This is a genomic window from Micrococcus lacusdianchii (assembly GCF_023155805.1).
GTDB lineage: Bacteria > Actinomycetota > Actinomycetes > Actinomycetales > Micrococcaceae > Micrococcus > Micrococcus lacusdianchii.
The window spans coordinates 101,957-124,120 of record NZ_JAKNUW010000005.1 but is presented as its reverse complement, the minus strand read 5'-3'; the positions used below and the strand labels follow the sequence as shown (position 1 = coordinate 124,120).

Here is a 22,164-nt window from a genome sequence, read left to right as displayed (position 1 = left end):
AGGTCAGCCGAGAATGCGCAGAGTGACGAGGCCGAGGGCGAAGGCCAGAGCGCCGCACACCAGGGGGGTCAGGAGCCACCAGGCGACGACGCGGGCCAGGGTGGGCCATCGCACGGACGCGTAGGTCTGCGTCTGGCCGGCGGCCACGATGCTCGCGGTGAGCGTGTGGGTCGAGGACAGCGGAAGGTGCAGCAGCAGGGAGCCGAGGAAGAGCAGGACCGCCGGGACGGCCGCGGCCACCGAGGCCCGCAGCGGGTCCAGGATCACCAGGCGCTCGGTGAGGGTCCAGCCGATGCGCCAGGCCCCGCCGAGCGTGCCCGCGCCCACGGCCGCCGCGAACACCACGGCGCTGAGAATGTATGGCCACGTCAGGTCCGTGTCGGCGGGCAGTCCCGCGCCCAGCGCGCCCGCCGCCGTGAGCAGCCACACCGTCCCCAGCCGCTGCCCGGCCTGCAGGCCGTGGCCCAACGCCGTCATGCCCGAGGACAGGGCCAGCGCGAGGCGGGCCCGGTGCTGCACGTTCACCGTGGTGCCCGTGGTGCCGAGGCGCACCACGAGCGGGGTGAGGAGGCGGGTCAGCCCCCACGCGAGCACGGGGGACAGGGTCAGGCCCAGCAGCACGTCCCGGCGGGCGTCGCGGCTGAAGGCCTCGTCCAGCGGGAGCCCGAGGGCCACGTGCGCCGCGAGGTGGGCCGCGGCGATCGCGGCCAGGACGGCATGGGTCATGGAGATCGGCATCCGCAGCCACCACAGCAGCAGGCCCCACGTGAGGGCCACCGTGAGCGCCACCGCGAGGGTGGGCAGAGCGCCGCCGCCCAGGGCGCCCAGGCCGCCCACGAGCGCGATGCCCGCCCCGAGCATCCCCATCCCCAGCAGCGTGCCCACGGTGTTCAGCACTGCGGCCATGAGCAGCGCGATCCGCGGGGACAGGGCCCGGAACCGGACCGGCAGCGCCACCGCATTGGGGGCGTCGCGGAATCCCGTGACCAGCGCGAGCAGGACGGTCAGCAGCAGGACGAGGGCCACGGCGGCGGTCACGGGGCGGTCCTCCGCTCAGGACTCACGGACCAGGACCACGCCCAGGTCCGTGGACACCCGGTGCAGGGCCGTGAGGGCGGCCTGCAGGGCGCCGGCGACCTCCCGCTGGCGGTTGAAGTCCCGCTGCAGCAGGTCCATGCCCAGGGCGGAGAGCCACTCGACCATCACGCGGTCCATGCGGCGCAGGCCGCGCTCGAGCTGCATCCAGGTGTCCTCGAGCGCGTCGAGGTCTCGCAGGAGCCCCACGGCGGCGGCCATGAGCTCGCCCTGGCGGCCCATGGTCTCGAGCAGGTCCAGGGCGTGGCGGGGCAGCTCGGGCAGGTCCGCGCGGTGGACCAGCACGCCGGCCGCCACCACCCGGTGCACGGCCGTGTGGACGCCGTCCGCCAGACGGTAGAGGTCCTGGCGGGGCAGGGGCGTCACGTAGGCGCTGCGCAGCGCGGTCAGGAGGGCCATGAGGGAGGCGGTGGCGGCGGCGTCGACGTCCTCGAGGCCACGCTCCACGCGGTCCCGCTCATCCCCGACCGCGGCCGGGCTCTGCGCGACGGCCTGGACGGCGCGGCCGAGGCCGTCGCAGAGGTCGGCCAGATGCCGGAGGGCGGGGGAGTCCCGGGTCACGAGCCAGGGCGGGCGGGGGGCCATGCTCGGCGGGTCACCTTCCTCAGCGGACGCGCCGCCGCCGGCGGGTGCGGGCGGCGGGGTGGGAGGTCCAGGACGACGCCGGACCGGGGACGCCTCTCGGCGGAGGGCCGCTCATGGCGGCGATGTGTTGGAGCCCGGGGTCACCTGCAGCCCGGCGCCGTCGGCGGTCAGTCTAGCGTGCGGTCCCGCCACGAGCGAGCCGAGGCCTCCAGGGCCTCCGCGGTGGCCACCATGCGCCCTGCCCGGCCGGTGAGGCGCGCGGCATGGGCCGGGTCCGAGGCCTCGAGGGAGTCCGCGTGGTGGGTCTGGCCCAGGGCCACCACGCGGGCGTACGCAGCGGCCCGCTCGAGGGCCACGTCAAGCTCGGCCCGGTACGCACCGGTGAGGATCGTGTCCGTCAGGCGGCGCAGCTCGTCCGGGCCCGGTGGCTCGACGGCCCCGGCCACGGCCCGCCAGGCGTGTGCCGCATGCCCGGCGCGGTACCAGGCGGCCCAGCGCTCGCCGTCGCGCGCGGTCGCCTCCTGCAGCGCGTAGAGGCGCCACAGCGAGCCTGCCAGGGACACCGCCGGCGCGTCCGCCCAGAGCCCCGCGAGGGTCTCCACGCCCACCTCGCGCACCAGCCCCACGAGGCGCTCGACGACGTCGGGGTCCTCCTCCGCGCGGCCGCCCGCCACGAGGGCGTGGGCGAGCCGCGCCGCGGCGGCCGCGACCTCCTGCGGGTCCTCCCCGCCGGCCAGGTCGGCGATCCGGTCCGGGGCGGTGACGCGTGGGCGATGGGGACGGTCCAGGCCGGAGGCGGTGGAGCTCGTCCCATGACCGGCGGGGGCGCGGTGGTGCGGCATGCGGGCTCCTTCCGAGTGGGGGTGGGGGTGACGCGGTGACGGGCCCGGACCAGGCTAGTGGCCTCGGCGGCTCGGCTACCATGGCAGGGTATCCGTGGGGCATGCCCCGAGGCGCCCGCGCGGCGCCGGACTCCCGCGGTCCGAGGGCCTTTAGCTCAGCTGGCAGAGCATCGGACTTTTAATCCGCTGGTCGCGGGTTCGATCCCCGCAGGGCCCACCCGAGAGCGGCCCCTGACCAGGCATGATGCCGAGTCGGGGGCCGTCGTCGTGCTGAGGGCGCGCGACATCCGGACAGGGAGGCACGTGCGCCGCCCCGCCGCTCAGGCCCCGAACACCCGGTCCAGGTGGTCGTTCGTGAACACGCGGCCGGGGTCGACGGCGTCCCACACGGCCCGGAAGTCCGCGAAGCGCGGGTACGCGCGCTCGACCCACGCGGCGTCCCGGGTGTGCTCCTTGCCCCAGTGCGGGCGCCCGCCGAGGCCGGCGAAGACCTCCTCGCCCGCCCGGAAGTGCGCAGTGGAGAGCCAGACGTCGTCCGCGGCCGCGGTGCGCACCTCCACGGGGAAGGAGGGCAGGTCGCCGCGCCGGGCGAGGTCGCGCGTGACGGCCTGCAGGCCCGCGAACGCCTCCTCGAACGCCTCGAGCGGCAGCGCGTACTCCATCTCCCGGAACCGCACGGAGCGGTCCGCCACGAACACGCGGTGGGAGACGTCCCGGTACCGGCGCTGGTCCACACCCCACGCGGAGACCCGGTTCAGGGCCGGCACGATCCGCGGGACCCGCGCCCCGCGCGGCACATCAGCCCGTAGTGGCCGTTGGTCAGCAGCCCGTCCATCACGGTGCTGCGGAACGTCCCCACGGGGTCGACGCCGTCCCCCAGCGGACGCCGCGTGTTCTCCTTGGTCAGGGCAACGTCCGTGCCGGGGAACCAGTAGAACTCGAGGTGGTCGGCCGTGCGGGAGCGTTCGGCGAAGGCGGGCACGCACTGCAGCTCGGCCTCCACGATCACCCCGGGCGAACCCAGTCTCACGCGGGCGGCCTCGAACAGCTCGGGCTCGTGCTCGGCGTCCACCCAGTGCAGGGCGCCGTCCGCCGTCGCCAGCCGCAGCCCCGTGACCATGCCCGCATACCCCGTGAGCCCGAGGCCCGTGCCGTGCGTGGACGTGGACAGCGCGCCGCCCACGGCGGCGATCCTCGGAGGTGGTCGGGGAGTCCACGGCGACCGTCACCGCGGCGCGGGCCGCGGGGTCCATGATCCAGCGGGCCAGGGCGTCCTCGTCCACGCTCGGGTAGGCCACCAGCACGTCGTCCTGGCCCAGCTCCGCCCACCACAGGGCCTCGGGCAGGGCGTACGCCAGCACGCCCCGGTACCCGGGCAGGGTCAGGGCCTCCTCCACCGCGCGGCGCACGCGCAGGGACTTGGAGGCCACGCGCACCGGCAGGCCGCCGGAGCGGGCGTGGAGGTCGGCGGCGTTGGCCCGGAACGCGTCCAGGTCCAGCAGGCCGAGGGGCGCGGAGCGGTCTGCAGGGGGGAGCCGGCGCAGGGCGGCCGCGTAGCGGGCGTACGGGGGCGCCGCCGGGACGGGGCGGTCTTCACACCTAGGATGGAAGCATGCCCACCGGATCCGCGCCAGGCAGCGCCGTGCTCAGCTCGGGCGGCCACGCCGTGTGGTCGCGTCCCGCCTCCGAGCGCGCCGGGACGGACCTCGTCCTGGTCCTCCACGGCTACGGCTCCAACGAGGTCCGCGCCGCCCGCACCTTCTTCCCCATGCTGCCGGAGCGCTGCACCGGCCTGGCGCTGCGGGGCGGGTTCGAGATCGACGCCGACGCCGCCGAGGGCCCCGGCGACCCGGGCGCCCACGGCTGGTTCCTGCTGGACCTGCTGCTGCAGTCGGACTTCGCGCAGGTGCTCGCCGCCGCCCATCGCGTGTACGATGCGCTCTCCTCCGAGGAGGTGGAGCGGGCCGGGTTCCGCTCCGTGTCCGTGCTCGGCTTCTCCCAGGGCATGGCCATGGCGACGACGGCCATCCGCCTGCGCCCCGAGGCGTTCACCTGCGGCGTGGGGCTCAGCGGGTTCGCCGTGGACAACGAGCTGCTCGCGGTCCTGGACTCCCCGGCCGAGGGGCCCGGCCCGCGCCCGTTCTTCTGGGGACGGGACGTGCAGGACCTGGTCATCCACCAGGACGCGGTGGCGCACACCCAGGCGTGGGCCCAGGAGCACACGCGGCTCACCGCCCGGACGTACCCGGGCATGCTGCACGCCACGAGTCCCGAGGAGGCCCGGGACGTGCGGATCTTCCTGGAGCACGTCCTCGCCTCGGCCTGATCCCCCCCGGTCCTCCGGAGCCTGACCGCGGGGGTCGGGGACGACTAGCGTGTCCCCCATGGCAAAGAACTCGATGATCGGCCGGTACGCGTCCGGGAAGGTGAAGGACTTCGCGCTGAAGTCGGCACTCGATGAGAACGGCGAGCCCACGGAGGGCTTCGAGAAGGCCCTCTCCACGGTGTTGGCGGTCCAGCGTCCCCTGGTCCTGAAGAACATCCAGCGCATGGCGGCGAAGCACCCGGGGGAGAGCCCGGAGCGTCTCGCCGAGCGGCTGGGGCAGCAGTACCTGACCACCGTCACGGGGGCCGGTGCCGCCGTGGGCGGCACCGCGATCGTCCCGGGCATCGGCACCGTGGCCGTGCTCGGCCTGTCCGGTGCCGCGGTCGCCGGCTTCATGGAGGCCACCGCCCTCTACGCGCAGTCCCTCGCCGAGCTGCACGGCATCACCACGCAGGACCCGCAGCGCGCCCAGGCCCTCGTCATGGCCCTCATGCTCGGCGACGACGCCAAGGAGCTGCTCCGCGAGGCCGCCGCCAAGGCCGGCCGTCCCTACGACCCGCAGTCCAGCCTCAACGCGCTCGCGGGCACCGCCTCCGGCACCGGCATCAGCGCGTTCGTGGTGGATCGCCTCAAGAGGACGTTCATGCGCAAGATGCTCCTGCGGCAGGGCGCCGGCTTCGTGGGCCGCGCCGTGCCGTTCGGCGTGGGCGCCGTGATCGGCGGCGTGGGCAACCGCGCCATGGGCAAGGCCGTGATGGAGAACGCCGCGGAGCTCTTCGGCCCCCTGCCGGCCGCCATCCCGGGCGAGATCGTCCAGGCCGCCGCCGCGGGCAAGGACGTCGCCGAGGGTGCCCAGGCAGAGGACGGCACCTTCCTCTCCGGCCTGCTCAAGGCCCTGCCGGTCGGCAAGAAGGACGAGAAGAAGGCCTGATCCGGCCCGGGCCCGCAGGGCCCCGCCACCACCACGACGGCGACGCACCCTCCGCAGGGTGCGTCGCCGTCGTCGCGCCGGGGGGTGGGGCGGCTCAGAAGACCAGCGTGGCGAGGGCGTGGATGGCCAGGCCGGCCAGGGCGCCGACCACCGAGCCGTTGATCCGGATGAACTGCAGGTCCCGGCCCACGAGCAGCTCGAGGGTGCGGGCGGTCTGCTCGCCGTCCCAGCGGGCCACGGTCTCCTCGATCACACCGGTGAGCGCCGGGCCGTACGAGCTCAGCGCGTAGGCGGCCACGCGGCGGGCGCGGGCGTCCACCGTGGTGCGCAGCGCAGGGTCCTCCTGCAGGCGGACCCCGAGGTCCACGAGGGCGTCCACGAGGGCGCGGTGCAGGTCCGAGGCGGGGTCCTCGAGGGCGTCCAGCAGGGAGTCGCGCAGCGCGGCCCACGCGCGCCCGGCCCACGCGCGGAGGTTCTCGTCGGCGAACAGGCTCGTCTTGAACCGCTCCACCGAGGCGCGGGTCTCCGGATCCTGCCGCATGTTGACGGACAGCCGGGAGAGCCAGTCGTCCACGGAGCGGCGGGCCTCGTGCTCCGGGTCCCGGCGGATGCCCGCGAGGTACTTGAGGGTCTCGGCGTGCAGGCGCTCAGCCAGCAGGCGGTCCACGAGGTCGGGGCTCCACTCGGGGGAGCGGCGGCGGACCGTCTCCACGAACATCTCCGGATGCGAGGCCACCCAGTCCCCGGTGTGGTTGACCACCAGGTCCACGACCTTCTCGTGGTGGCGGCCCTCCAGCACGCTGTCCAGCACGCCCGCGAGCGTGGGGGACCAGTCCGGCTCCACCATGTGGGTCTGCATCAGCTGCTGGAGCAGGTCCTGCACGGCCGCCTCGTCGGCCGCGGAGACGGCCGCACGCGCCGCCGTCGCGATCTCCCCCGCCACGCGGGCCGCGTGCGGGCGCTGCCGCAGCCAGCCGCCGGCGGCGTGCGCCACCTCGAGGCCCTCGACCTTCTCCCGTGCCACGTCCGAGTCCAGGAAGTTCTCCTGGACGAACTCCGTGAGCGCGGAGCCCAGCTGGTCCTTCTTCTTGGGGATCAGCGCGGTGTGGGGCACAGGCAGGCCCGCGGGATGACGGAACAGCGCCGTGACCGCGAACCAGTCCGCCAGCGCGCCCACCATGCCGCCCTCCGCGGCGGCGCGCACATAGCCCCAGAACGGGTGCACGTCCTGCAGCGGGAACGCGACGGCGAACACCACGGCCAGCGCCACCAGCAGGCCGGTGGCCAGCGTCTTCATGCGGCGCAGCGCCGCCGCACGCTCGATCGAGGACGCGCTCAGCGGGAAGGACGCGTCCACGCCGGTGACGGGGGTCGATGCCATGGGACGAGCGTAGTCGTCGCCCGCGGTTCACCCGCCCGTGGGGCGGGCGTGGCGGGCGGGACAGGCGGGCTCCCTACCGTGGGCGCCGTGCTGCCCCTCGTGATCGCCCACCGCGGCGCGTCCGCCGCCTTCCCGGAACACACTCGCGCCGCCCTGTGCCACGCGATCGCCGTCGGCGCGGACGGCCTCGAATGCGACGTCCAGCTCACGCGCGACCGCGAGGTCGTCCTGTGGCACGACGCCACCCTCGACCGCACCTCGGACGGCCGCGGGGCGCTCGCGGACCGGACCCTGGCCGAGCTGCGGGGCCTGGACGTCGTGTCCTGGCACGCGGGCATGGCCGACGCCGGCGGCGGACGGACCCGTCTGCCCGCCGCCTACGGCGGACCGGGCGAGCAGCTGCTGACCCTGCGCGAGGCCCTCGAGCTGGCGAGCTCGGCCGGCCGGCCGCTGCGCCTCGCGGTGGAGCTCAAGCACCCCTCCCCGTTCGGTCGGGAGCTCGAGGAGAGGGTGCTGCGGGAGCTCGTGGCGGCCGGCTGGGACCCCGAGACCGGTCTCATGGGGGAGGTGACCGTGTCCCTCATGAGCTTCGACCCCGGCGCCCTGGCGTACGTGGCCCCCCTGACCGGGCCCGACGCGCTGTGCCCGCTGATCGATCTCCTCCCGGAGCGGGTGCCCTCCCGACTGGCCCGCGGGCCGGTGTCCCACGCCGCCGTGCGGGCGGTGGTGGGGCGCTCCCTCGCCGACGCCGAGGCACTCGTGTGGCAGGGCCGCGCCGGACTGGCCGGTCCGTCCGTGGCATACGTGCGCCGGCACCTCGCGGACGTGAAGGCCTGGCTCGCGGCCGGCCGCCGGCTGCGGGTGTGGACCGTGAACGAGCGCGAGGACGTGGAGTTCCTGCTCGCCCAGGGCGTCCAGGAGCTCACCACGGACCGCCCGGCAGACGTGGCGCGCTGGGTGACGGAGGTCGCGACGTCGTCGTCCGCGTCCGCACCCTCGGCCGCCCGCTGAGCCGGGCCCGCGCGTCTGTCCGGTGTGCTTCTCGCTTCGCCAGCGCCCCGGCGACATCACAGTGGTCCCGTGCCGCTGGAATGTCGCCGGAGCGCTGAGGGCCCTGCCGGGGGCAGAGGCCGAGGCCGGGCTCCGGGGATCGCCCGCGGGCGACGCGGGTATGACGAGGAGATCTCCCGGAGGTGTGCTGGCGTGGCTATAGTCACACGCATCCCATCCCGTGGTCCGTGTCACCGCCGACGCGGAGCGCACCTCGCACCCTCGAGACCGGAGGACCGTCATGGCCACCCCGTTCCGCCGCCGCGTCCTGTCTGCGGCCGCCCTCACCGCCGCAGGCGCCCTGCTCATCACCGGCTGCGCCGAGAGTCAGCGCGACGACGCCGGGGGCTCCGCCTCCGGCGGCGACACCGCCGCCGTGGACGGCAACTTCATCTTCGCGGCGTCCTCGGACCCCAAGACCCTGGATCCCGCCTTCGCCTCGGACGGCGAGTCCTTCCGCGTCTCCCGCCAGATCTTCGAGGGCCTCGTGGGCACGAAGCCGGGCACGGCCGACCCGGCCCCGCTGCTCGCCGAGTCCTGGGAGTCCTCCGATGACGGCCTGGAGCACACCTTCCAGCTGAAGAAGGACGTGACGTTCCACGACGGCACACCGTTCAACGCCGAGGCCGTGTGCGCGAACTTCGACCGCTGGTACAACTTCGAGGGCATCCAGCAGGCCGAGACCGTCTCCTACTACTACGGCAAGCTCTTCCGCGGCTTCGCGGACAAGCCGGAGGACGCCGTCTACGAGTCCTGCGAGGCCACCGGGGAGCACGAGGCGAAGGTCACCCTCGCCGAGCCGTTCGCCGGGTTCATCTCCTCCCTGTCCCTGCCCGCCTTCGCGATGCAGTCCCCCGAGGCGCTCGAGAAGTACAAGGCCGACGAGATCGGCGGCACCGCCGAGTCCCCCGAGATGTCCGAGTACGCCCGTGCCCATCCGACCGGCACCGGCCCCTACACGTTCTCCTCCTGGAACGTGGGCGAGGACATCACGCTCACCGCCAACGAGGACTACTGGGGCGAGGGCGGCGAGGTCACGGACATCACCTTCCGCGTCATCGACGACCCGGTGGCCCGCCGCCAGGCCCTCGAGGCCGGCGACGTGGACGGCTACGACCTCGTGGCCCCCGCCGACACCAAGGCCCTGGCCGACGCCGGCTTCAACGTCGTCCAGCGGGACCCGTTCACCATCCTCTACCTGGGCATGAACCAGGAGCAGGAGGAGCTCAAGGACGTGAAGGTCCGCCAGGCGATCGCCCACGCGATCGACAAGGAGGCCCTGATCAGCCAGACGCTGCCGGAGGGCACGAAGGCCGCCACGCAGTTCATCCCGGACTCCGTCAACGGCTACGCCGAGGACGTCACCACCTACGAGTACGACCCGGAGAAGGCCAAGCAGCTGCTCGCGGAGGCGGGCTACCCGGACGGCTTCACGATCGACTTCAACTACCCCACGGGCGTCTCCCGGCCGTACATGCCGACCCCGGAGCAGGCGTTCTCCAACCTCTCCAACCAGCTGGCCCAGGTGGGCATCAAGGTCAACGCGAAGCCCGCCAAGTGGAGCCCGGACTACCTGAACCAGATCCAGGGCACCGCGGACCACGGCCTCCACCTGCTCGGCTGGACCGGCGACTACAACGACACGGACAACTTCGTGGGCGTGTTCTTCGGCCAGGAGAAGCCGGAGTTCGGCTTCGACAACCCGGAGCTGTTCTCCGCGCTGGAGGAGGCCCGCGGCATCCCGACCCTGGAGGAGCAGACGCCGAAGTACCAGGAGATCAACAAGGAGATCTCCGACTTCGTGCCGGCCATCCCGCTCGCCCACCCGGCGCCGTCGCTGGCGTTCGACAAGCGTGTGGCCTCCTACCCGGCCAGCCCGGTCAACGACGAGGTCTTCACGGAGATCGACCTCACGGAGTGAGCCGCCCGCGGCGGGGGCGTCGTCCCCCGCCGCGGCCCTGACCTCCCCGCGCGACGACGACGCCGGAGCCCCGGCGTCGTCGTCGCCGTGACCGCCCCCCACCGAGCGGCCGGGCATGCGCCCCGGCCCGGAGGAGACCCCTGTGCTCAGACTCATCGGCCGGCGCCTGCTGCTGCTGATCCCGACGCTGTTCGGCCTGTCCATCCTGCTGTTCGCGTGGGTGCGCAGCCTGCCCGGCGGACCCGCGACCGCGCTCCTGGGCGACCGCGCCACGCCCGAGGCGGTCGCCCGCGTGAACGCGGCCTACGGCTTCGACAAGCCGCTCGTGGAGCAGTACTTCACCTACATGGGCAAGCTGCTGCAGGGCGACTTCGGCACCTCGATCGTCACCAACCGTCCCGTGGTGGAGGAGTTCGCCCAGCGGTTCCCGGCCACCGTGGAGCTGTCCGTGTTCGCGATCGTGTTCGCGGTGGCCATCGGCATCCCGCTGGGCTACTGGGCGGCGCGTCACGTGGGCCGCTGGCAGGACGACGTCGCCGTCGTGCTGTCCCTGCTGGGCGTGGTGGTGCCGGTGTTCTTCCTGGCGTTCCTGCTCAAGTGGTTGTTCGCCGTGAAGCTGGGCTGGCTGCCCACGGACGGCCGCCAGGATCCGCGCATCGACGCCACCCACTACACCGACTTCTACGTGTGGGACGGACTGATCACGGGCGAGTACGACGCCGCGTGGGACGCGATCCTGCACCTGGTGCTGCCGGGCATCGCGCTGGGCACCATCCCGCTGGCGATCATCGCGCGCATCACCCGCGCCTCCGTGCTGGACGTGCAGAACGCGGACTTCGTGCGCACCGCGCGCGCCAAGGGCCTGGCCCCGGGCCTGATCCGCAACCGGTTCATCCTGCGCAACGCGATGCTGCCGGTGACCACCACGCTGGGCCTGCAGCTGGGCCTGCTGATCTCCGGTGCGGTGCTCACCGAGACGGTGTTCGCGTTCAACGGGATCGGGCGATTCCTGAGCCAGGCGATCTTCCAGCTGGACTTCCCGGTGCTGCAGGGCTTCATCATCTTCATCGCCCTCCTCTACTCGCTGATCAACCTGGTCGTGGACATCTCCTACGGCCTCATCGACCCCAGGGTGCGTGTCTCATGAGCATGGTCATTCCCCCCTCCCCGGGCGGCGGTCCCGCCGAGGAGACCGTGGACGAGGCCGTCGCCCCGGGCGGCACCCAGGCCACCACGGAGCCCGGCGCGGACGCGCGCGGCACCTCCGTGTGGGGCGCGGCCTTCCAGCGCCTGCGCCGCAACCCCGCGGCCATCGTCGGCGCGGCGATCGTGGCCCTGTTCCTGCTGGTGGCCGTCCTGGCCCCGGTGCTGGCCCCCTATGCGGGCACCGCGACGCCGGGCATGCGCGAGATCCGCCCCACGGACGTCCCGGGCCCCGGCGAACTGGCCGGGTTCCCCCTCGGTCTGGACCGCTTCGGCGGCGACGTGCTGTCCAAGCTGATCTGGGGCGCGCAGGCGTCCCTGCTGATCGGCGTGGTCTCCACGGCCTTCGGCCTGGCCGGCGGCATGCTCCTGGGCCTGCTGGCGGGCATGTTCGGAGGGTGGGTGGACGCCGTCGTCATGCGCGTGGTGGACATCCTGCTGTCCGTGCCGCACCTGCTGCTGGCCGTGTCCATCGCCGCGATCCTGGGCCAGACCCCGTTCGCCGTGATGATCGCGATCGGCGTGGCGCAGATCCCGATCTTCGCGCGCCTGCTGCGCTCGTCGATGCTGAGCCAGCGCGGCTCGGACTACGTGCTCGCGGCGCAGACCCTGGGACTGTCCCGGCGGACCATCACCATGTCCCACGTGCTGCCCAACTCCATGGGCCCCGTGATCGTGCAGGCCACCCTCACGCTGGCCACCGCCGTGATCGACGCCGCCGCCCTGTCCTTCCTGGGCCTCGGAGGCGGCCGCCCCGAGACCGCCGAGTGGGGCCGCATGCTGACCTACGCGCAGGCGGAGCTCGGCATCAACCCGTGGCTCGCGTTCCTGCCAGGCCTGTGCATCGCGATCACCGCCCTGGGCTTCACACTGCTCGGCGAGTCCCTGCGCGAGGCCCTCGACCCCACGTCCCGGAGGCGCTGACATGGACACCCATCACAACGACGCGGCCCCCCTGCTCGAGATCCGCGACCTGGACGTGGAGTTCGCCACGCAGCAGGGCACCGTGACAGCCGTCGAAGGGGCATCCCTGAGCCTGCCGGCCGGGGGGACCCTGGCGATCGTGGGCGAGTCCGGCTCGGGCAAGTCCACCACCGCGATGGCCGCGATCGGCCTGCTGCCCGGCAACGGCCGGGTGACCGGCGGCTCCATCCGGTTCGACGGCCAGGAGCTCGTGGGCCTGCCGGACGCGAAGATGCGCCACATCCGCGGCCGGCGGATCGGCCTGGTGCCGCAGGATCCCATGTCCAACCTCAACCCCGTCACCCGGGTGGGACAGCAGATCGGGGAGACCCTCCTGACGCACGGCCTGGCCACGAAGGCCACCGTGAAGGACCAGGTGGTGGAGGTGATGGAGCGCGCCGGCATCCCGGAGGCGGAGCGCCGGGCGAGGCAGTACCCGCACGAGCTCTCGGGCGGCCTGCGCCAGCGCGTGCTGATCGCGATCGGCCTCGCCTGCCGCCCGCAGCTGCTGATCGCGGACGAGCCCACCTCGGCGCTGGACGTGACCGTGCAGCAGGTGATCCTGGACCAGATCGACGAGATGACCCGCGAGCTCGGCTCCTCCGTCCTGCTGATCACCCACGACCTCGGCCTCGCCGCCGAGCGCGCCCAGCAGCTGGTGGTGATGCACCGCGGCCGCGTGGTGGAGGCCGGCGACGCGCGGGCCATCCTCGAGGACCCGCAGCACTCGTACACCCGCTCCCTCGTGGCGGCGGCGCCGTCCGTGGCCGCCGCCCGCCTGCTGCCCGAGGCGTTCGACCCGGCCCCGGCCGCCCTGGCGGAGGACGACACGGCGTCCCTGAGCACCGTGGCGCTGCGGAAGAAGGACCTCACCCCGCTCGTGGAGATCCGGGACCTGACCAAGGTCTACCCCGTCCGCGGGCGCGAGGACTTCACGGCCGCCAAGGACGTCTCGTTGAAGATCCCGCGCGGGGCCACGGTGTCCGTGGTGGGCGAGTCCGGCTCCGGCAAGACCACCACGGCCCGCATGCTGCTGAAGCTGATCGAGCCCACGTCGGGGGAGATCACCTTCGACGGCAAGGACGTGCTCGGCATGAGGGGCGCGGACCTGAAGGACTTCCGCCAGCGGGTGCAGGCGGTGTTCCAGGACCCGTTCTCCTCGCTCAACCCCTCCTTCACGGTGGGACGGATCATCGAGGAGCCGCTGCAGGCCTACCGTCGCGGCAACGCGACGGAGCGGCGCAAGCGGGCCCTCGAGCTCATGGAGCAGGTGGCCCTGCCCGCGCACTTCCACCGGCGGTACCCGTCCGAGCTCTCCGGCGGCCAGCGTCAGCGCGTGGCGATCGCCCGCGCGCTGGCGCTCGAGCCGGACCTGATCGTGTGCGACGAGCCGGTCTCCGCCCTCGACGTGCTCGTCCAGGCGCAGATCCTCGACCTGCTCAAGGACCTGCAGGACCGCCTGGGGCTGAGCTACCTGTTCATCTCGCACGACCTCGCCGTCGTGCGCCTGATCTCGGACTACGTGTGCGTCATGAAGGACGGCGAGGTGGTGGAGGCCGCGAGCTCGGAGGAGATCTTCACCAACCCGCGCCACCCGTACACGCGCCGCCTGCTCGCCTCGATCCCCGGCAACGAGCTGGACATCCGGGTGGAGGGCGACGGCGAGCACGTCTGAGCGGGACGCTGGGGGGCGGGGCCCGCCCTCGCCCCGACCCCTGACGACGCCGGCCTCAGCCCTGCAGCGGCCAGGCCTCCTCGCGCTCCACCACGGTGTGGGTGAGATGGGCGATCGCCATCTCCTCGTCCGTGGGGACCACGAGCACCGGGATCGCGGAGTCGTCCGCGGAGATGGTCCGCGGGTCGTCGCCGCGCGCCATGTTCCGGGCGTGGTCGTACCGCACGCCCAGGGCCTCGAGCCGGTCGAGCACGCGGGCGCGGAACGGCGCGGAGTTCTCGCCGATGCCCGCGGTGAACACGATCGCCTTCGCCCCGCCGACGGCCACGTGGTACGCGCCGACGTACTTCGCCAGGCGGTAGGACGCGATCTTCAGGGCATCGCGCGACGCGCGGTGGCCCGCCTCCGCGGCCTCGAGGACCTGGCGCATGTCCGCATGGCCGGACAGCCCCAGCAGGCCGGACTCCTTGTTCAGCATCGTGTCCACCTGCTCGGCGGACATGCCGTGGGCGGTGATCAGGTGGGTCACCACGGAGGGGTCCAGGTCGCCGGAACGGGTCCCCATCACGAGGCCGGCCAGCGGGGTGTAGCCCATGGAGGTGTCCACGGACCGCCCGCCCCGGATGGCCGTGGCGGAGGCGCCGTTGCCCAGGTGCAGGACCACGCCGTCGAACTCGCCGCGATCCATCCCCAGGTGGCGCGCGGCGAGGCCGGTGACCAGGTCGTGGCTGGTGCCGTGGAACCCGTACCGGCGGATGCCGTGCTCCGTGTAGAGCTCGTCCGGCAGGGCGTACTGCCAGGCCTCACGCGGCATCGTCTGGTGGAAGGAGGTGTCGAACACCACCACCTGCGGCAGCTCCGGCCAGCGCTGGGCCACCGCGCGCAGGCCCTGGGCGGCGGCGGGGTTGTGCAACGGCGCCAGGGGGGCGAGCCGCTCGATCGCGCGGATGACCTCGTTGGTCACCAGCGCCGGCGCGTGGAACCGCTCGCCGCCGTGCACCACGCGGTGGCCGGCGGCGGCCAGGCGGCGATCCCCGACCACCTCCGCGATCTGCCGCTCCACCCGCTCGAGCGCCGCGGCGTGGTCCGGGACGTCCGAGCCGGCCACCCCGATCCGCTCCACGAGGCCCTTCGTCACCACCGGGTCCGCGGTGTCCTCCCCGTCCGGCGTGATCTCCCGTACCTGGTACTTCAGGGAGGAGGAGCCGGAGTTCACCACGAGCACCAGCAGGGTCTCCTGGTCCAGCTCCCGGGCGGACACGGTGGGCAGGGCGGCGGTGGCGGGGGAGGGGTTCATCGGGTCGGTCATGGGGATTCCTTTCAGCCCTGGGCCTGGATGACGGTGATGGCCACCGTGTTGACGATGTCCTCCACCGTGGTGCCGCGGGAGAGGTCGTTGACGGGCTTGTTCAGGCCCTGCAGCACCGGCCCGACGGCGACCGCGCCCGAGGACTGCTGGACCGCCTTGTACGTGTTGTTGCCCGTGTTCAGGTCCGGGAACACGAACACCGTGGCCTGGCCGGCCACCTCGGAGTCGGGCATCTTCGAGGCGGCCACGGAGGCGTTCACGGCTGCGTCGTACTGCAGCGGACCCTCCACCTTCAGCTCCGGATGACGGTCCTTCACGAGCTCGGTGGCGCGGCGGACCTTGTCCACGGCGTCTCCTGAGCCGGAGGCGCCGGTGGAGTAGGAGAGCATCGCGATGCGCGGGTCCACCCCGAACTGGGCGGCGGTCTCCGCGGAGGCCGCCGCGATGTCGGCGAGCTGCTCCGCGTCCGGGTCCGGGTTCACGGCGCAGTCGCCGTAGACCAGCGCCCGGTCCGGGAGGAGCATGAAGAACACGGAGGAGACGATCGAGACGCCCGGCTTGGTCTTCACGAACTCGAGCGCCGGCCGGATGGTGTTGGCCGTGGTGTGCGCGGCCCCGGAGACCATGCCGTCGGCGTCGCCCAGGTGGACCATCATGGTCCCGTAGTAGGCGCCCTCGAGCATGACCTCGCGGGCCCGCTCCACGTCCACGCCCTTGTGGGCGCGCAGCCGGGCGTACTCCTCGGCGTAGCGGTCGCGGTCCGGTGCGGTGGCCGGGTCCACGAGGGTCAGGCCGGTCAGGTCGATGCCCTCGCGCGAGGCCAGCTCCTTCACCTCGGCCTCGACGCCGAGCACCACGAGGTCGCACACGTCCCGGCGCTGCAGGATCTCGGCGGCCCGCAGCACGCGGGCGTCCTCGCCCTCGGGCAGCACCACGGTCCTCCGGTCCGTGCGGGCGCGCTCGATCAGGTCGTGGAGGAAGCGCAGCGGGGTGACGGTGGAGCTGCGCGGCAGGTCGATGCGCGCCAGCAGCTCGTCCCCGTCCACGCGCTGGTGCCAGGCGCCCAGGGCGGCGGCGGTCTTGCGCGGCTGGGCGCTCGAGAGCTCGGCGCGGACCCGGGACACCTTCGCCCCCGTGTTGAACGTGTCGTCGTGGGTCACGAACACGGGGAACGAGGCGTCCAGGTAGAGGCGCTGCACCTGGGCATTCGGCAGGATCCCGTTCGTCAGCACCATGGCCGAGGGCGTGGGGAAGTCCGGGGTCAGCGATGAGGCCACCGTCGCGAGGATCGCGTCCGAGCGGTCGCCGGACACGATCACGAGGGCGCCCTCACGCAGGATCTCCAGGAAGTTGCCGCCGTCCATGGAGACCACCTTCACCTCGGCGACGTCGCGGTCGAGGGTCTCGCGGCCGGCCACCTGGTCGAGCCCGAGCGCGTCCGCGACCTCGGCCACCGAGGGCAGTGCGAGCTCCGGCAGCTCCGGGAGCACGTAGACCGGACGGCGGTGCCGGCCCGGCCGGATGGCGTCGCGGATCTCGTCCACCCGGTCCGCGTCCGCCCGGTTCACGAGGACGGCAAGCAGGTCCACGCCGGACTCGTCGAGGGCGTGGCGGGTGAGGTCCACGGCGTCGGCGGCCCGCCGCGGGTCCAGGCCGGCCCCGGAGACCACGGCCAGCACGGGGGTGCTGAGGTTCAGCGCCAGCTGGGCGTTGAGCTCGAGGTCCGCGGCGGGGTCGGCGCCGGTCAGGTCCGTGCCCTCCACCACCACGACGCCGGCCGCCGCCGCCATCGCGTCGAAGACCTCCACGCAGCGTTCCTGCACCTCGTCCCCGCGGCCCTCGGCCATGAGGGAACGGGCCTGGGCCGCGGTGAGGCCGCCGCGCGCCTGCTCGGCGGTGAGGCCGAACTGCTCGCGCATGAGCAGCACCATCGGGTCCTTCTCCACGTCGTCCCCGGGCACCACGGGGCGGAAGTAGCCCACCGAGCCGGAGCGCTTGTACAGCGAGTCGGCCAGGCCGAGGCTCACGAGCGACTTGCCTGCGCCCGGCGTGGTGGTGGTGACGAAGATCCCCTGTGGCATGACGGCCTTTCGCGTACGACGGCGGTGCGGTGTGGGCGGGGACGGACCCGGCGGGGCACCCCCGGTCACAGTATCGACCGTCCCCCCGCGGGCCCCAGGCCCGAGGGGCGCCTCAGAGGCCGCGACGGGGACGTCGTCGTCGTGCGGACACGCGCACTCGGGCGGCGTCCCATGCCCTACGGTGAGATGCATCACGCACACCGGCCGGGGCTGCCCGCCGGCTCCGGGTGCGCCGCACCGCGCGAGGAGCCCCATGTCGCACAGCACCGCCGCGGGCCACGGCCCGGTGGACCGGCATCACCCCGTCCACAACCCCGAGATCGTCGGCTTCACGCAGGCGGAGATCGATGAGACCCCCGTCAAGCCCCGCTGGAACTCGCTCGGCCCGGGCATCGTGGCCGCCGCCACCGGCGTGGGCGCGGCGGACCTCGTGGCCACCCTCACCGCCGGCTCCCGCTACGGCTACATGCTGCTGTGGGCCGTGGTGCTCGGCGTGGTCTTCAAGATCGTGCTGGTCGAGGGCACCGGCCGCTACTACCTGTCCACCGGCCGGACCATCTTCCAGGGCTGGCGCTCGCTCGGCTCCTGGACCTCCTGGTACTTCGGCCCGTACATCCTCATCTGGGGCTTCGTGTACGGCGCCACCGCCATGTCCTCCACCGCCCTGCCGCTGGCCGCGCTGTTCCCGGGCGTGGACCCGACGATCTTCGCGGTGGCCGCCGGCGTGGCCGGCCTGGCCCTGGTGTGGCTGGACCGCTACGGGCTGATCGAGAAGCTCATGATGGTGCTGATCGGCGTCATGTTCGTGACGGTGCTGCTCTCCGCGACGCTCACCCTGCCGAACCTCGGCGAGATCCTCGGCGGCCTGGTGCCGCGCATCCCGTCCGGGGACCCGGACGTGATGTTCTACGTGCTGGGCCTGGCCGGCGGCGTGGGCGGCACCATCACCCTGGGCGCGTACGGCTACTGGCTGCGGGAGAAGGGCTGGAACACCCCGAAGTACATGCGCGTCATGCGCTTCGACAACACGGTCTCCTACGTCCTGACGGGCGTCTTCGTGATCGCCACCATGATCATGGGCGTGGAGCTGCTGAACTCCGCGGGCATCGCGATCTCCTCGGGGGACAAGGGCCTGCTGGACGTCGGCACCGTCCTGGCGGACCGCTACGGCGAGGTGTGGGCCACCGTGTTCCTGGTGGGCTTCTTCGCCGCGTCCTTCTCCTCCCTGCTGGGCGTGTGGCACGGTGTGTCCCTCATGTTCGCGGACTTCTGGACGAACTTCCGCCGCCCCGCTGAGGAGCTGGACCAGGACGACGCGCCGTCGCTGTCCTCGACGCCCGCCCGCTTCTTCCTGCTGTGGCTGACCTTCCCGCCCATGGTCCTGCTCCTGCTGGGCAAGCCGATCTTCCTGATCCTGCTCTACGGCACGCTCGGCGCCCTGTTCATGCCGTTCCTGGCCGTCACGCTGCTGTTCCTCAACAACGCGCGGAACGTGCCCGCGACGTTCCGCAACGGTCCGGTCCGCAACGTGCTGCTGGGTCTGACGGCCGCGGTCTTCGTGGCGATCGGCGTCAACGAGCTGATCAAGGCGCTCAGCCCGCTGCTCGGGGGCTGACCCGCCGGCGAGCCGTCCCCCGCTGACGCGGGACGTCGGACGGGGCACACTGGGGCCATGATCGTTGCGTTCTCCGTCGCTCCGTCCGGCCAGCCCGCCGACGCCGCCCACGCCCCGTCCTCCGACGGCGACCCCGCCTCCGTCCACCGGGCGGTGGCGGCCGCCGTCGCGGTGATCCGCGGCTCCGGCCTGCCGCACCGGACCTCCTCGATGTTCACGGAGCTCGAGGGGGAGTGGGACGAGGTGATGGCCGTGGTCAAGGCGGCCTGCGACGCCGTCGCGCCCTTCGGCTCCCGCGTCTCCCTGGTGCTCAAGGCGGATATCCGCCCGGGCCGCACCGGTGAGCTGGACGGGAAGGTCGCTCGGCTCGAAGCGGCACTCGGGGACGACGGCGGCGACCCGGCATGAGCCCCGCCACCAGCGGAATCGACTGCACTTCCGACCCTTCTCAGGGCCCGAACGGCACCCAGAAGGGTCATTTCCGCAGTGGATTCGGGGACGGCGATGGATCCGTGGAAGACGTGACCGTCCGTCCTGCCACGGCCGATGACCTGCCCGCCGTGCTCACCTTGAAGAACGCCTCCTGGCGCGAGACGTATGCGCACGTCCTCGACGCCGCCCTCCTCGACCGACTCGACGCCCGGCTCGACGAGCAGGTCGAGGGCTGGCGCACCGCCCTGGCCCAGGGTGCGCGCGTGTGGCTGGCGGAGGAGGCGGACGGCGTGGTCGTCGGAATGGCCGCGACGGCGCCCCGCACCGAGCGGTCCCTGCCCGCCCCCGCGGGCGCGGACGGATGGCCCGAGGACCTGCCGGAGACCGTGCTGACCAGCCTCTACGTGCTCGCCAGGGCCCACGGCACGGGGCTCGGGCACCGGCTGCACGAGGCCGCGCTCGGGGACATTCCCGCGGTGCTGCGCGTGCTTGAGGGCAACGAGCGGGCGGTGCGCTTCTACAGGGGGCACGGCTACGCCCCGGTGGGCGATCCCGAGCCGATCGGCGGCGCGTGGGGTGACGCGCGCGAGCAGCTCATGGTCCGCCCCTGATCGGAGCCGGATTCCGACCCCTCCCCGACCCGCCCCCGGCCCCCAGACGTTTTTGAGCGTGAGATCGGTGGAATGGCCGCTTTTGAGCGTGGAATAGGCCTTATTCCGCGTTCGACAGTGCCGCAGGGGGATCGGAGATGCCGGCGGGGGAGGGGAGAATCGACCCCATGATCACCCCCGGCACGTACGCCATCAGCTCGGGCGTCGCGACGATCGAGCCGGACCCGTGGACGGACGGCGTGTTCCTGCTGCGCGTCAACGGGGTCGAGTCCTCTCAGCTGAACCCGGACCGCCCGGACACCCTCGGCTTCGAGTACATGCGCTGGGCCGCGGCCGTGCTGACGCACCGCTTCGCGCCGGACACCGCTCCCCTCCGCGTGCTGCACCTGGGCGGCGCCGGCTGCACGTTCGCGCGCTGGGTCGCCCACGCCTACCCGGGCGCCCATCAGCTGGCCGTGGAGCTCGACTCCGGCCTCGCCGCCCTCGCCCGCGAGCAGTTCGACCTGCCCCGCGCCCCGCAGCTGAAGATCCGCGTGGGCGAGGCCGGGCAGGTCCTCGCCGGGCTCCGGGACGCCACGCGCGAGGTGGTCTTCCGGGACGTCTTCGCCCCGGCGTCGTCCGCGCCCGACGCCCCGCACGTCACCCCCGTCCACCTCACCGGGCTCGACGCCGCCGCGCACGCCGCCCGCGTCCTCACCCCGGGCGGGGCGTACGTCCTGAACATCGGCGGGGGCCCGGACCTCACCTCGGTGCGCAGGGAGGTCGCCGCCCTCACGGCGGCGTTCGCGCACGTGGAGGTGATGGCCGACCCCGCCATGCTGAAGGGCCGCCGCCGCGGCAACGTGATCGCCGCGGCGTCGGACCGGCCGCTGACGCGGGACGACCTCGGCGGCCGCGCCGGCCTGGCACGCGCTCTGCGCTCGGACGCGCTGCCGGCGCAGCTGGTCGACGACGTCGCGGCCTTCACGAGGGGCCTCGCCCCGGACACCACGCCGCTGGTCCCCCCGCCGCCGGCCGCGCCGGACGCGGACGCGGCCTGACCCGTGCGGTCTCGCGGACGACCGCGTCACACGGCGGGCGTGCTGTGGCCTGGGCCACTAAGCTGAGGGCGACCGCCCGGACCCCGACGGCGAGGTCCGGCAGGACGACACAGGAGGCCGCCATGTCCGCCCAGACCACCCCGTCCGCCCCCGTCTCCCAGGACGCCCCGCTGGGCGTCCTCGTGGGCGTCGACGGCTCGGACCAGTCCATCTCCGCCGCCCGCTGGGCCCAGCGTGAGGCGCGGCTGCGGGGGGACGTCTTGACGCTGGCCACGGCCTACACGGTCCCGGTCTTCTGGGGCGCCTCCCTGGACGGCGGCATCGCGCTGGCTGACAACGACCGCCTCCGCTCCGGCGTGGACGCGCTCCTGCGGGAGGTCGCGGGCACGCTCGACCCGGAGGGCGTCACCCCGGAGCTGCGCGTGGAGGTCGGCGACGCCGCCGGCGTCCTCGTGGACCTCTCCGCCCAGGCGTCCCTGCTGGTCGCCGGCAGCCGCGGCCGCGGCGGGTTCCTGGGCCGACTGCTGGGCTCGGTGTCCTCCGCGCTGCCCGGCCACGCCCACTGCCCCGTGGCGATCATCCCGGCGGGCGTGGAGGAGTCCCGCGCGGCGGACGGCGTGCCCGTGGTCGCCGGCGTCGACGGCTCGGAGGAGGGGCGTGCCGCCGCCCTCGTGGCCGCCGAGGAGGCCGCGGCCCGGACGGCGCCGCTGCACCTGGTGTGCGCCCTGCCCCCCGTGAGCGCGAACGCCGCCTGGCTGGCCGTCACCCTGGACGAGGAGGCACGGCGGCGGGAGCTGCAGGAGCGTCTCGACGCGGGCGTGGAGTGGCTGACCTCGGAGTTCCCGGGCCTGCGGGTCACCACGGAGCTGGTGGAGGGCAATCCCGTGGACGTCTTGGTGGAGCAGACCGCCACGGCGCGGCTGACCGTGCTGGGCACGCGCGGCCTCGGCGGGTTCTCCGGCGCCCTCGTGGGCTCCACGAGCCAGGGTGTGGCCCACCACGCCAAGGGCCCCGTCATGGTGGTCCCGTTCCGGGAGGACGTGCGCCTGGGCTCCCGCGGGGAGTTCGCCCCGGTCGCGTCGCAGGGGCCGCGGGAGCGCTGAG

The 22,164-nt window shown here is 73.5% G+C and carries 20 protein-coding genes and 1 tRNA gene; 13 read left to right on the top strand and 8 right to left on the bottom strand.

Annotation, left to right across the window (positions count from 1 at the left end; translation table 11 throughout):
• Positions 1-3: 3 nt before the first annotated feature.
• The 3 genes from MA879_RS04780 to MA879_RS04770 all read right to left on the bottom strand — a co-directional run bounded on the left by MA879_RS04780 (position 4) and on the right by MA879_RS04770 (position 2,522).
• On the bottom strand, positions 4-1,038 hold the full coding sequence (locus tag MA879_RS04780) for an inorganic phosphate transporter (protein ID WP_248123919.1): 1,035 nt from the start codon (positions 1,036-1,038) through the stop codon (positions 4-6).
• A gap of 15 nt (positions 1,039-1,053) precedes the next feature.
• The gene (locus MA879_RS04775) at positions 1,054-1,680 is read right to left on the bottom strand and encodes a hypothetical protein (RefSeq protein WP_248123918.1); all 627 of its coding nucleotides are present in this window, start codon (positions 1,678-1,680) and stop codon (positions 1,054-1,056) included.
• A 167-nt stretch (positions 1,681-1,847) separates the two neighbouring features.
• A complete protein-coding gene (locus tag MA879_RS04770; RefSeq protein WP_248123917.1) occupies positions 1,848-2,522 on the bottom strand; it encodes a hypothetical protein in 675 nt (224 codons plus the stop codon).
• A 144-nt stretch (positions 2,523-2,666) separates the two neighbouring features.
• Here MA879_RS04770 and MA879_RS04765 point away from each other — a divergent pair.
• Positions 2,667-2,739 (top strand) — tRNA-Lys (locus MA879_RS04765).
• A gap of 103 nt (positions 2,740-2,842) precedes the next feature.
• Here the strand turns inward: MA879_RS04765 and MA879_RS04760 are convergent.
• Positions 2,843-3,289 carry a D-arabinono-1,4-lactone oxidase gene (locus tag MA879_RS04760; RefSeq protein ID WP_248123916.1) on the bottom strand — a complete coding sequence of 149 codons (447 nt, stop codon included), beginning with the start codon at positions 3,287-3,289 and terminating at the stop codon, positions 2,843-2,845.
• The gene (locus MA879_RS04755; RefSeq protein WP_248123915.1) at positions 3,277-3,705 is read right to left on the bottom strand and encodes a hypothetical protein; all 429 of its coding nucleotides are present in this window, start codon (positions 3,703-3,705) and stop codon (positions 3,277-3,279) included. The genes MA879_RS04760 and MA879_RS04755 overlap by 13 nt, the downstream gene beginning before the upstream one ends.
• A 429-nt stretch (positions 3,706-4,134) precedes the next feature.
• On the opposite strand from MA879_RS04755, the gene MA879_RS04750 reads away from it, so the two are divergent.
• Positions 4,135-4,848, top strand: a complete 714-nt coding sequence (locus MA879_RS04750; protein WP_248123914.1) for an alpha/beta hydrolase — start codon at positions 4,135-4,137, stop codon at positions 4,846-4,848.
• A gap of 58 nt (positions 4,849-4,906) precedes the next feature.
• Entirely contained in the window at positions 4,907-5,779 is an 873-nt protein-coding gene (locus tag MA879_RS04745; protein WP_248123913.1) for a hypothetical protein, read from the top strand.
• A 94-nt stretch (positions 5,780-5,873) separates the two neighbouring features.
• Here MA879_RS04745 and MA879_RS04740 read toward each other — a convergent pair whose 3' ends face one another.
• Entirely contained in the window at positions 5,874-7,160 is a 1,287-nt protein-coding gene (locus MA879_RS04740; RefSeq protein WP_248123912.1) for a DUF445 domain-containing protein, read from the bottom strand.
• Positions 7,161-7,247: 87 nt separating this feature from the next.
• Here MA879_RS04740 and MA879_RS04735 point away from each other — a divergent pair, with 87 nt between their 5' ends.
• From MA879_RS04735 to MA879_RS04715, 5 genes are all read left to right on the top strand, one after another.
• Positions 7,248-8,171: a glycerophosphodiester phosphodiesterase family protein gene (locus tag MA879_RS04735; protein WP_335342032.1), complete on the top strand. Its 924-nt coding sequence runs from the start codon at positions 7,248-7,250 to the stop codon at positions 8,169-8,171.
• A gap of 280 nt (positions 8,172-8,451) precedes the next feature.
• Positions 8,452-10,131, top strand: coding sequence for an ABC transporter substrate-binding protein (locus MA879_RS04730; protein ID WP_248123911.1), 1,680 nt, complete (start codon positions 8,452-8,454; stop codon positions 10,129-10,131).
• Between the two features lie 142 nt (positions 10,132-10,273).
• Entirely contained in the window at positions 10,274-11,278 is a 1,005-nt protein-coding gene (locus tag MA879_RS04725; protein ID WP_248123910.1) for an ABC transporter permease, read from the top strand.
• Positions 11,275-12,258 (top strand): ABC transporter permease, encoded by a 984-nt coding sequence (locus MA879_RS04720; RefSeq protein WP_248123909.1) that lies wholly within the window; start codon positions 11,275-11,277, stop codon positions 12,256-12,258. Before MA879_RS04725 ends, MA879_RS04720 begins: the two co-directional genes overlap by 4 nt.
• Before the next feature lies 1 nt (position 12,259).
• Complete coding sequence (locus MA879_RS04715) at positions 12,260-13,972, top strand: ABC transporter ATP-binding protein (RefSeq protein ID WP_248123908.1); 1,713 nt, start codon at positions 12,260-12,262, stop codon at positions 13,970-13,972.
• A 55-nt stretch (positions 13,973-14,027) separates the two neighbouring features.
• Here MA879_RS04715 and MA879_RS04710 read toward each other — a convergent pair whose 3' ends face one another.
• Positions 14,028-15,203 carry an acetate/propionate family kinase gene (locus MA879_RS04710; protein ID WP_248123968.1) on the bottom strand — a complete coding sequence of 392 codons (1,176 nt, stop codon included), beginning with the start codon at positions 15,201-15,203 and terminating at the stop codon, positions 14,028-14,030.
• An 89-nt stretch (positions 15,204-15,292) separates the two neighbouring features.
• The gene (gene pta, locus MA879_RS04705; RefSeq protein ID WP_248123907.1) at positions 15,293-17,362 is read right to left on the bottom strand and encodes a phosphate acetyltransferase; all 2,070 of its coding nucleotides are present in this window, start codon (positions 17,360-17,362) and stop codon (positions 15,293-15,295) included.
• A 253-nt stretch (positions 17,363-17,615) separates the two neighbouring features.
• Here pta and MA879_RS04700 point away from each other — a divergent pair, with 253 nt between their 5' ends.
• The 5 genes from MA879_RS04700 to MA879_RS04680 all read left to right on the top strand — a co-directional run bounded on the left by MA879_RS04700 (position 17,616) and on the right by MA879_RS04680 (position 22,163).
• Positions 17,616-18,977 (top strand): Nramp family divalent metal transporter, encoded by a 1,362-nt coding sequence (locus tag MA879_RS04700; RefSeq protein WP_248123906.1) that lies wholly within the window; start codon positions 17,616-17,618, stop codon positions 18,975-18,977.
• Positions 18,978-19,034: 57 nt separating this feature from the next.
• Entirely contained in the window at positions 19,035-19,385 is a 351-nt protein-coding gene (locus tag MA879_RS04695; RefSeq protein ID WP_248123905.1) for a thiamine-binding protein, read from the top strand.
• A gap of 113 nt (positions 19,386-19,498) precedes the next feature.
• The gene (locus tag MA879_RS04690; RefSeq protein WP_248123904.1) at positions 19,499-20,020 is read left to right on the top strand and encodes a GNAT family N-acetyltransferase; all 522 of its coding nucleotides are present in this window, start codon (positions 19,499-19,501) and stop codon (positions 20,018-20,020) included.
• Positions 20,021-20,187: 167 nt separating this feature from the next.
• On the top strand, positions 20,188-21,060 hold the full coding sequence (locus tag MA879_RS04685) for a spermidine synthase (protein ID WP_248123903.1): 873 nt from the start codon (positions 20,188-20,190) through the stop codon (positions 21,058-21,060).
• Between the two features lie 122 nt (positions 21,061-21,182).
• Positions 21,183-22,163, top strand: a complete 981-nt coding sequence (locus MA879_RS04680) for a universal stress protein (protein ID WP_248123902.1) — start codon at positions 21,183-21,185, stop codon at positions 22,161-22,163.
• Position 22,164 lies beyond the last annotated feature (1 nt).